The sequence below is a fragment of the Cellulomonas terrae genome, assembly GCF_007990265.1.
Lineage (GTDB): Bacteria > Actinomycetota > Actinomycetes > Actinomycetales > Cellulomonadaceae > Cellulomonas > Cellulomonas terrae.
This window is the reverse complement of record NZ_BJWH01000047.1, coordinates 1-3883: the sequence shown is the minus strand read 5'-3', so window position 1 is coordinate 3883 and position 3883 is coordinate 1. Positions and strand designations below refer to the sequence as shown.

Below are 3883 nucleotides of genomic sequence, written 5' to 3'. Positions count from 1 at the left end.
CGCGGTGCCGGACATGCTCTGCATCCACCCCGGCTGCTGGGCGTACCACGCCAGGGTGTGCCCGCGGACCTGCTTGCCGTTGGACCGGGCCCAGTTCACGATCCGGTCGCCGTTGGTGAAGTTGAACTGGTTCTGGTTCGGCTCGGTCGCGTCCATCTTCATCTCGTTCTCGGCCGTGATCATGGTGAACTCACGGTTGGCGATGGTCGAGTAGGTGGAGTCGTTGAGCCGGTTGGCCGCGATGGCGGTGCCGAAGTAGCGCCCGCTCTGCGCGGCGGCGGCGCCCAGCGTGCTGGCCGCGGCCTGCGCGGGCATGGCTGCGACGAGACCTGCGAGGGCTGTCGCGACGGCCAGCGTCGCGGCGACGAGGGCGAGCCGCCCCCGCCGTGGTGTGGTGGTCATGCGGCACCTCTCTTCGGGCGCCTGACGTCGCCGGCAGGCGGGGCTGCAACCGACGACGCGCGCTCTGAGACGGGTGCGACCCGCCCCTGGTGGGGTTCGAGCGCGGCGCCACGAAGACCGTCCTCGGTCGGTGGTGTGCGTTCACACTGCCCGCGCGCGTGAGCGTCCTCCAGGCTGCGAAACGATTTACACCGGTGTAGATCGGCGACCCGACGGCGCACCAGGGCCGTCCGGTATGTTGCGACGCCGAGGTCACGGTGCTCGTGGGGGCGCACAGGATCCTGGCGCGGCGTGGTGAGGAGGGCCTGTGGCGACGATGGCAGACGTCGCGCGGCACGCCGGCGTGTCCGTGAAGACGGTCTCGAACGTGCTCAGCGGCTACCCCCACGTGCGCGAGGCGACGAGAGAACGCGTGCGCGCGTCCGTCGACGCCCTCGGCTACGAGATCAACGTGACGGCGAAGATCTTCCGGTCCGGGCGCAGCGGGGTGGTCGGACTGTCGGTCCCCGAGCTCGGGCAGCCGTACTTCGGCGAGCTGGCCGACGAGATCCTCGCGGCCGCCCGGCGGCACGGACTCCAGGTGCTCATCGAGCCGACCGGCTTCACCCGGGAGGGTGAGCTCGCTGCCCTCCGCGTGCCGCGCGGGGGACTCGTCGACGGCCTGATCTTCAGCCCTGCTGCCCTCGTCCAGGCCGACGCGCACCTCCTCGATGACCTGGGCTACCCGCTCGTGCTGCTCGGCGAGCAGATGTTCTCCTCCAGCGTCGACCACGTGACCATGCGCAACATCGACGGCGCGCAGGCCGCCACCGAGCTGCTCCTCGATGCCGGCCGGCGCCAGATCGCCGCCATCGGCATGCTCCACGCCGAGACGGCCGGGTCGGCGTGGCTGCGCTACACCGGGTACAGCAAGGCGCTGGAGGCGCGGGGGATCGAGGTCGACACCCGCCTGCTCGGCTGGGCGGACGACGCCTGGCACCGGGCCAACGGCGCCCGGGCGATGGCGGACGTGCTCGACTCCGGCGTGCGGGTCGACGGCGTGGTCGCGTTCAACGACGCCCTGGCCATCGGTGCGATGTACGAGCTGCAGGCGCGCGGGCTGGCGATCCCGCAGGACGTCGGCGTGGTGGGCTTCGACGACATCGAGGACTCCCGCTACTCCGTGCCGACGCTCACCACCGTCGACCCCGGCCGGCGGGAGATCGCGAACGTCGCCGTCGACATCCTGCGCCGTCGTCTGCAGGAGACGCAGCGCCCGGGTGCGGAGCGGGGCTCACCCGTCCTGTACCTGGCCGGCATGCGGATCGTGGAGCGCGAGAGCACGCCGCGACGCTCCGGCTGACCGGACGGCGGCGATTGACACGTCCCCGGCGCCTTGCCAGGGTGACGGCACCCGCCGGTGCGACATCGGTGCAGATCGGCCCCCGTCGCCCGTGACGTGACGGCTGACCCGACGACGAGAGGGGGAGGCCGTGCCGTCGGACGCGCAGCCCGCCATCGAGGACGACATCGCCACGTTCCGGTCGGACGCGCGGGAGCATGCCCGCGGGCTGCCGCGCGCGATGCCCCACCTGCCGCTCGGCAGCTACGAGCGGGTCCGCGTTCCGGGCGACGCACCGGTGGCCGAGCTCATGGTCTACCGGCCCACCGGGGCTCCGGACCGGCCGGGCGTGTTCGTCAACCTCCACGGCGGGGGCTTCGTCCTCGGCGACTGGCAGGGCGACGACCCGTACTGCCGGTACCTCGCCGACGCGGCGGGCTGCGTGGTCGTGAACGTCGACTACCTGCTGGCGCCCGAGCACAGGTTCCCGGCGGCGGTCCACCAGACCGCCGCCCTCCTGGCGTGGCTGACGGCCGGGGCGTCGACGATCGGCGCCGACGGCTCCCGGGTCGCCGTCGGCGGGCACAGCGCGGGCGGGAACCTGTCGGCGGCGGCCTGCCTCCTCGCCGCGCGCCGCGGCGAGCCTCAGGTGCGGGGCCTGATCGTCGACTACGCCCCGCTGGACCTGGTCACCCCGCCGCACGCGAAGCTCGGCGACGCCGGCGGACCCGGCGCCGCGGACCTCGCGAGCGTGGGCGCCCGCTTCAACGCCTGGTACCTGCCCACGCCGGCGGACGGGTCGGACGAGCTCGCCTCCCCGGTCCTGGCGGAGGACCTCTCGGGCCTGCCGCCGACCCTCGTGATCACGGCGGAGCACGATCTCCTGCGTGCCGAGGGGGGTCTCTTCGCCGCACGGCTCGCAGGGGCGGGGGTCGCCGTCGAGCACGTCGACGTCCCCGGCAGCGGTCATGGCTTCACCCACGTGGGACCCGAGGAGCACGCAGCCGCGGCGTGGGGTCGCATGGCCGAGTTCCTGCGACGCGTGCTGGGCGACGGGCGCGCGGGGGAGCGGCTGTGAGGGTGCGAGGCACGCACGTCTTCACCATCGACGCGCTCCTGGGGCCGGTCGTCGACGTCGGCCAGACCCCGAGCGGCCACCGCCGCGTGATCCCCGTCGTCGGGGGCACGGTGTCCGACGGGATGGTCGGGACCGTGCTGCCCGGCGGTGCCGACTGGAACCTCGAGCGTCCGGACGGCTCGACGGAGCTCTGGGCCCGCTACGAGATCCGGCTCGCCGACGGCGCGGTCGTCTCGGTGACGAACTCGGCCGTCCACGAGGCCGCTGCCCCGGCGCCGATCCTGACGTCCCCGCAGTTCGACGTCGGCGACGGCGGACCGGTGGACCTGCGCACCGGGGTGTACGTGGGGCTGCTGACGCCACGCCTGGACGAGGGCCGGGTGCGCATCGAGGTCCACCGCCTGAGTGCTGAGCGCTGACGGCGGGCGCCCCATGGGAGCGCTCCGATACTTGCGGTCACACCGACCTACGGTCCACAACAACGCCGTCATCACTGAACCCTTCGATATCGATATCGAGGCGGTTTACACCGGTGCAGATCACCCAGAAGAGTGGAAAAACGTTTCGCAATAGTTATCGAAACTTCCGAAGCGCGTTCGGGCCTTGACCCGGTTCTCGGTCCCGGTCGAGGGTGTGGCGCCGGCGATCAGCCGACGATTGCACCCCCAGGAGGATCAATGACGACCCCACGACTCAGGCACCGACGCGGACGGCTCGTCGCCGCCGTGAGCGGCCTCGCCGTCACCGCCCTCACCGTGGCGCTGGCCGTCCCGGCCGTGGCCGCGGGCAGCACCCTGCAGGCGGCGGCCGGCGAGAGCGGCCGCTACTTCGGCACCGCCATCGCCGCCAGCCGGCTCAACGACTCGACCTACTCGACCATCGCGAACCGTGAGTTCAACATGATCACGGCCGAGAACGAGATGAAGATGGACGCGACCGAGCCGAACCAGAACCAGTTCAGCTACGGCAACGCCGACCGGATCGTGAACTGGGCCCGCAGCAACGGCAAGCAGGTGCGCGGTCACGCGCTCGCGTGGCACTCGCAGCAGCCGGGCTGGATGCAGAACATGTCCGGAACCGCC

At 72.2% G+C, this 3883-nt stretch carries 5 protein-coding genes; 4 read left to right on the top strand and 1 reads right to left on the bottom strand.

The window, feature by feature from the left end:
- Positions 1-402, bottom strand: a 402-nt coding sequence (locus CTE05_RS20060) for an endo-1,4-beta-xylanase (RefSeq protein WP_146848061.1), incomplete at its 3' end; no start/stop codon positions are given.
- Between the two features lie 316 nt (positions 403-718).
- On the opposite strand from CTE05_RS20060, the gene CTE05_RS20055 reads away from it, so the two are divergent.
- From CTE05_RS20055 to CTE05_RS20040, 4 genes are all read left to right on the top strand, one after another.
- Positions 719-1744 (top strand): LacI family DNA-binding transcriptional regulator, encoded by a 1026-nt coding sequence (locus CTE05_RS20055; RefSeq protein WP_146848062.1) that lies wholly within the window; start codon positions 719-721, stop codon positions 1742-1744.
- Positions 1745-1874: 130 nt separating this feature from the next.
- A complete protein-coding gene (locus CTE05_RS20050) occupies positions 1875-2801 on the top strand; it encodes an alpha/beta hydrolase (RefSeq protein WP_146848060.1) in 927 nt (308 codons plus the stop codon).
- Positions 2798-3220, top strand: coding sequence for a DUF3237 family protein (locus tag CTE05_RS20045; protein WP_146848059.1), 423 nt, complete (start codon positions 2798-2800; stop codon positions 3218-3220). Before CTE05_RS20050 ends, CTE05_RS20045 begins: the two co-directional genes overlap by 4 nt.
- Positions 3221-3478: 258 nt before the next feature.
- On the top strand, positions 3479-3883 hold a 405-nt coding region (locus CTE05_RS20040), incomplete at its 3' end, for an endo-1,4-beta-xylanase (RefSeq protein ID WP_146848058.1).

Coding starts and splice junctions, on each gene's coding strand:
- CTE05_RS20055 (WP_146848062.1), top strand. CDS start 719: ATGGCAGACGTCGCGCGGCACGCCGGCGTGTCCGTGAAGACGGTCTCG.